The sequence below is a fragment of the Pseudomonas sp. NPDC086251 genome (assembly GCF_044746405.1).
In the GTDB taxonomy this organism is placed as follows: Bacteria; Pseudomonadota; Gammaproteobacteria; order Pseudomonadales; family Pseudomonadaceae; genus Aquipseudomonas.
Window position 1 is genome coordinate 181,210 of sequence record NZ_JBIVBY010000014.1, and the last position, 5,727, is coordinate 186,936.

Below are 5,727 nucleotides of genomic sequence, written 5' to 3' on the forward strand. Positions count from 1 at the left end.
AAACATACACCATAACATATACAAACAAGAGTCTAGCCTACGCGAAATTCACGAAGCGTTGCAGCAGACATATTGCCGCACCATCGGCGCTGAATTTACGCACATCACCGATTCCGAGCAGCGCCAGTGGTTCCAGCAACGTCTGGAAAGCGTACGCGGCCGTCCGACGTACTCTGCCGACATCAAGAGCCACTTGCTTGAGCGCGTGACTGCCGGCGAAGGCCTGGAAAAATACCTGGGCACCAAATACCCGGGTACCAAGCGTTTCGGTCTGGAAGGCGGCGAAAGCCTGATTCCGATGCTCGACGAACTGATCCAGCGTTCCGGGTCCTACGGCACCAAGGAAATCGTCATCGGCATGGCCCACCGTGGCCGTCTGAACGTGCTGGTCAACACCTTCGGCAAGAACCCGCGCGAGTTGTTCGACGAGTTCGAAGGCAAGAAGAAGGTCGAGCTGGGTTCCGGTGACGTTAAGTATCACCAGGGCTTCTCGTCCAACGTCATGACCACCGGCGGTGAAGTTCACCTGGCCATGGCCTTCAACCCGTCCCACCTGGAAATCGTTTCCCCAGTGGTCGAAGGTTCGGTGCGTGCCCGTCAGGATCGTCGTAACGACCCGACCGGTGAAAAGGTTCTGCCGATCTCCATCCACGGTGACGCGGCATTTGCCGGTCAGGGCGTGGTGATGGAAACCTTCCAGATGTCGCAGACCCGCGGTTTCAAAACCGGCGGCACCGTGCACATCGTGATCAACAACCAGGTGGGTTTCACCATCAGCAACCCGCTGGACGCGCGCTCCACCGAGTACGCGACCGACGTTGCGAAAATGATCCAGGCGCCGATCCTCCATGTGAATGGTGATGATCCGGAAGCTGTATTGTTCGTGACCCAGCTGGCTATCGATTACCGCATGCAGTTTAAGCGTGACGTGGTCATCGACATGTTCTGCTACCGTCGTCGCGGCCACAACGAAGCCGACGAGCCTAGCGGCACCCAGCCTCTGATGTATCAGCAGATCGCCAAGCAGCGCACGACCCGTGAGCTGTACGCCGATCGTCTGACCCAGGGCGGTGTGCTCGACGCAGAGCGTGTTCAGGCGAAGATCGATGAATACCGCAACGCGCTGGACAACGGTCTGCATGTTGTAAAAAGCCTGGTCAAAGAGCCGAACAAAGAGTTGTTCGTGGACTGGCGTCCGTATCTGGGCCACGCCTGGACTGCGCGTCACGACACGCGCTTCGACCTGAAGACCTTGCAGGAACTGTCCGCCAAGCTGCTGGAAATTCCAGAAGGCTTCGTGGTTCAGCGCCAGGTTGCCAAGATCTACGAAGACCGTCAGAAGATGCAAGCCGGCGGCCTGCCGATCAACTGGGGTTACGCCGAAACCATGGCGTACGCGACCCTGGCGTTCGAAGGTCACCCGATTCGCATGACTGGCCAGGACATCGGCCGCGGTACGTTCTCGCACCGTCATGCTGTCTTGCACAACCAGAAAGACGCTGGCACCTACATCCCGCTGCAGCACCTGTACGACGGGCAGCCACGTTTCGACCTGTACGATTCGTTCCTGTCCGAAGAAGCCGTACTGGCGTTCGAATACGGTTACTCGACCACCACGCCTGATGCGCTGGTGATCTGGGAAGCCCAGTTCGGCGACTTTGCCAACGGTGCCCAGGTGGTTATCGACCAGTTCATCACCAGTGGCGAGCACAAGTGGGGCCGTCTGTGCGGTCTGACCATGCTGCTACCGCACGGTTACGAAGGTCAGGGGCCGGAGCACTCCTCGGCGCGTCTTGAGCGTTACCTGCAGCTGTGCGCCGAGCACAACATTCAGGTGTGCTTGCCGACGACGCCAGCCCAGATCTACCACTTGCTGCGCCGTCAGGTGATTCGCCCGCTGCGTAAGCCATTGGTAGTGCTGACGCCTAAGTCGCTGCTGCGCCACAAACTGGCCATTTCGACCCTGGAAGATCTGGCTGAAGGTTCGTTCCAGACCGTTATCCCGGAAATCGATGCCCAAGACCCGAAAAAGGTCGAGCGCATTGTTCTGTGCAGCGGCAAGGTCTACTACGACCTGCTGGAAAAACGCCGTGCCGAAGGTCGTGACGACATCGCCATCGTGCGTATCGAGCAGCTGTACCCATTCCCTGAGGACGACTTGAACGAAGTCCTGGCTCCTTATACCAACCTCAAACATATCGTTTGGTGTCAGGAAGAGCCGATGAACCAGGGTGCCTGGTACTGCAGCCAACACCACATGCGTCGCATCGTTGGCAATCACAACAAAGCGCTCGTTCTCGAGTACGCCGGTCGTGATGCTTCCGCTGCACCTGCTTGTGGTTATGCATCGATGCACGCTGAGCAGCAGGAAAAACTGCTGCAAGACGCCTTTACTGTTTAACGCCTTCGCGCACCTGAAACCGAATTTAAGGACCCACAGATAATGGCTATCGAAATCAAAGCCCCCACTTTCCCGGAATCGGTTGCCGATGGCACCGTTGCCACCTGGCACAAAAAAGCCGGCGACGCTGTCAAGCGCGACGACCTGATCGTCGACATCGAAACCGACAAGGTTGTGCTGGAAGTGTTGGCGACGGCTGACGGCGTGCTGGGCGCTATCGTCAAGAACGAAGGCGACACCGTTCTGTCCGACGAAGTCCTGGGCTCGATCGAAGCGGGCGGCGCTGCTGCCGCTCCAGCGGCTGCCGCGGCTCCGGCTGCTGCACAAGCGGCTGCTCCTGCTGGCGAAGGCGAAGACGATCCTGTTGCTGCACCGGCTGCTCGCAAGCTGGCTGAAGAAAACGGTATCAACATCGCTTCCGTTGCCGGCACTGGCAAAGGCGGTCGTGTGACCAAGGAAGACGTGGTTGCAGCAGTTGCTGCCAAGAAAGCCGCTCCGGCTGCCGCGCCTGCCAAGGCTGCTGCACCTGCTGCTGCCGCTCCGGTGTTCGCTGCCGGTGAGCGCGTTGAAAAACGCGTTCCAATGACCCGTCTGCGTGCCAAGGTTGCCGAGCGTCTGGTTGAAGCTCAATCGAACATGGCGATGCTGACCACGTTCAACGAAGTCGACATGACCGAAGTCATGGCCCTGCGTTCGAAGTACAAGGACCTGTTCGAGAAGTCCCACAACGGCGTACGCCTGGGCTTCATGTCGTTCTTCGTGAAAGCGGCCACCGAAGCGCTGAAACGCTTCCCGGCTGTCAACGCCTCGATCGACGGTGCCGACATCGTTTACCACGGCTACGCCGACGTCGGTGTCGCTGTTTCCAGCGATCGCGGCCTGGTTGTACCGGTTCTGCGTAACGCCGAACTGATGAGCCTGGCTGAAATCGAAGGCGGCATCGCCACCTTCGGCAAGAAGGCTCGCGACGGCAAACTGTCGATGGACGAAATGACCGGCGGCACGTTCACCATCACCAACGGTGGTACTTTCGGTTCGATGATGTCGACGCCGATCGTCAACCCGCCGCAAGCGGCCATCCTGGGCATGCACAACATTCTGCAGCGTCCTATGGCGATCAACGGTCAGGTCGTAATCCGTCCGATGATGTACCTGGCTCTGTCCTACGATCACCGTCTGATCGATGGCAAAGAAGCTGTGACCTTCCTGGTTACCATCAAGAACCTGCTGGAAGACCCGGCTCGTTTGCTGCTGGATATCTGATAGAAGCAGCCGCAGGTTTCAAGCTACAAGCTGCACGAAAGGGCAGCGTGGCGTGAAGCTTGCGGCTTCAAGCTTGCCGCAAAAAAGAGGATTTTTTGAATGTCGCAGAAATTTGACGTAGTAGTGATCGGCGCGGGCCCTGGCGGCTACGTAGCTGCCATCAAAGCAGCACAGCTGGGTCTCACTACCGCCTGCATCGAGAAATACACCGACAAGGAAGGCAAACTGGCCCTCGGCGGTACCTGCCTGAACGTCGGCTGCATTCCCTCCAAGGCGCTGCTGGACAGCTCCTGGAAATACAAGGAAGCCAAAGAAGGCTTCGCGATCCACGGTATCAACCACGCTGGCGTGACCATGGACGTGGGTGCAATGGTTGGCCGTAAAGCTAACATCGTCAAAGGCCTGACCTCTGGCGTTGCGACCCTGTTCAAAGCCAACGGTGTGACCTCCATTGAGGGTCACGGCAAGCTGCTGGCCGGCAAGAAAGTCGAAGTCACCAAGCCTGACGGTTCGGTAGAAATCATCGAAGCCGAAAACGTCATCCTGGCTCCAGGTTCGCGTCCGATCGACATTCCACCCGCTCCGGTTGACCAGAATGTGATCGTCGATTCGACTGGCGCCCTGGAATTCCAATCCGTGCCTAAACGTCTGGGCGTGATCGGCGCTGGCGTGATCGGTCTGGAACTGGGTTCGGTCTGGTCGCGTCTGGGTGCAGAAGTGACTGTCCTGGAAGCCCTGGACACCTTCCTGATGGCTGCTGACGCCGCTGTCTCCAAGGAAGCGCTGAAAACCCTGACCAAACAGGGCCTGGACATCAAGCTGGGCGCTCGCGTGACCGGTTCCAAAGTGAACGGCGACGAAGTCGTGGTGAACTACACCGATGCCAACGGCGAACAGAACATCACGTTCGACAAGCTGATCGTAGCCGTTGGTCGCCGTCCAGTGACCACTGATCTGTTGGCTGCCGACTGCGGCGTGACCCTCGACGAACGCGGTTTCGTGCACGTTGACGATCACTGCGCCACCACTGTACCGGGCGTCTACGCCATCGGTGACGTGGTTCGCGGCATGATGCTGGCGCACAAAGCGTCGGAAGAAGGCATCATGGTCGTCGAGCGCATCAAGGGCCACAAAGCCCAGATGAACTATGATTTGATCCCGTCGGTTATTTATACTCACCCGGAAATCGCGTGGGTGGGTAAAACCGAGCAGGCCTTGAAGGCTGAAGGCGTTGAAGTTAACGTTGGCACCTTCCCGTTCGCCGCCAGCGGCCGTGCCATGGCAGCCAACGACACCGGTGGTTTCGTCAAAGTCATCGCCGATGCCAAGACTGACCGCGTATTGGGCGTCCACGTGATTGGCCCAAGCGCTGCCGAATTGGTTCAGCAGGGCGCGATCGGTATGGAATTCGGCACCAGCGCTGAAGACCTGGGCATGATGGTTTTCTCCCATCCGACCCTGTCTGAAGCCTTGCACGAAGCAGCTCTGGCTGTGAATGGCGGCGCCATTCACATCGCCAACCGCAAGAAGCGTTAAGACAATAAGAAACCACGGCGGAATGGCCCGTCGTGAGCCTTGCATGCAAGACTCACCGCGGAATATCCGCTGGACGCAGTCTTGCGTAGCTGCACCGGTTGTCCGGAAAGGCTACGCAAGCAGCAGTCACAGGTGGTGCGGCACTTGAACAAGTGCAGCACCGAATGCGCAGTACCTAACGAAGACGGTAATAAGCATGAATCTTCACGAGTATCAGGGTAAGCAGCTGTTCGCTGAGTACGGCCTGCCAGTATCCCAGGGTTTCGCCGTAGACACCCCGGAAGCAGCAGCAGAAGCTTGCGACAAGATCGGTGGCACCGAGTGGGTTGTCAAAGCCCAGGTCCACGCTGGTGGTCGCGGTAAAGCGGGCGGCGTCAAGCTGGTTCGCAGCAAAGAAGACGCCAAAGCCTTCGCTCAACAGTGGTTGGGCAAGCGTCTGGTGACTTACCAGACTGATGCCAATGGTCAGCCAGTCACCAAGATCCTGGTTGACACGTGCACTGATATCGCAAAAGAGCTGTACCTGG

At 58.3% G+C, this 5,727-nt stretch carries 4 protein-coding genes; all 4 read left to right on the plus strand.

From position 1 onward, the window contains the following. A partial coding sequence (locus ACIPL2_RS18585) for a 2-oxoglutarate dehydrogenase E1 component (RefSeq protein WP_401358432.1) occupies positions 1 to 2,401 on the plus strand: 2,401 nt, incomplete at its 5' end. Positions 2,402 to 2,443: 42 nt separating this feature from the next. Beyond that, positions 2,444 to 3,664, plus strand: a complete 1,221-nt coding sequence (gene odhB, locus ACIPL2_RS18590; protein WP_401358434.1) for a 2-oxoglutarate dehydrogenase complex dihydrolipoyllysine-residue succinyltransferase — start codon at positions 2,444 to 2,446, stop codon at positions 3,662 to 3,664. 99 nt (positions 3,665 to 3,763) lie between these two features. After that, positions 3,764 to 5,200, plus strand: a complete 1,437-nt coding sequence (lpdA, locus tag ACIPL2_RS18595) for a dihydrolipoyl dehydrogenase (protein ID WP_401358436.1) — start codon at positions 3,764 to 3,766, stop codon at positions 5,198 to 5,200. Positions 5,201 to 5,396: 196 nt separating this feature from the next. Continuing rightward, positions 5,397 to 5,727 (plus strand): ATP-grasp domain-containing protein (locus ACIPL2_RS18600; RefSeq protein ID WP_401358438.1); only part of this gene is annotated, 331 nt, incomplete at its 3' end.

Coding starts and splice junctions, on each gene's coding strand:
- odhB (WP_401358434.1), top strand. CDS start 2,444: ATGGCTATCGAAATCAAAGCCCCCACTTTCCCGGAATCGGTTGCCGAT.
- lpdA (WP_401358436.1), top strand. CDS start 3,764: ATGTCGCAGAAATTTGACGTAGTAGTGATCGGCGCGGGCCCTGGCGGC.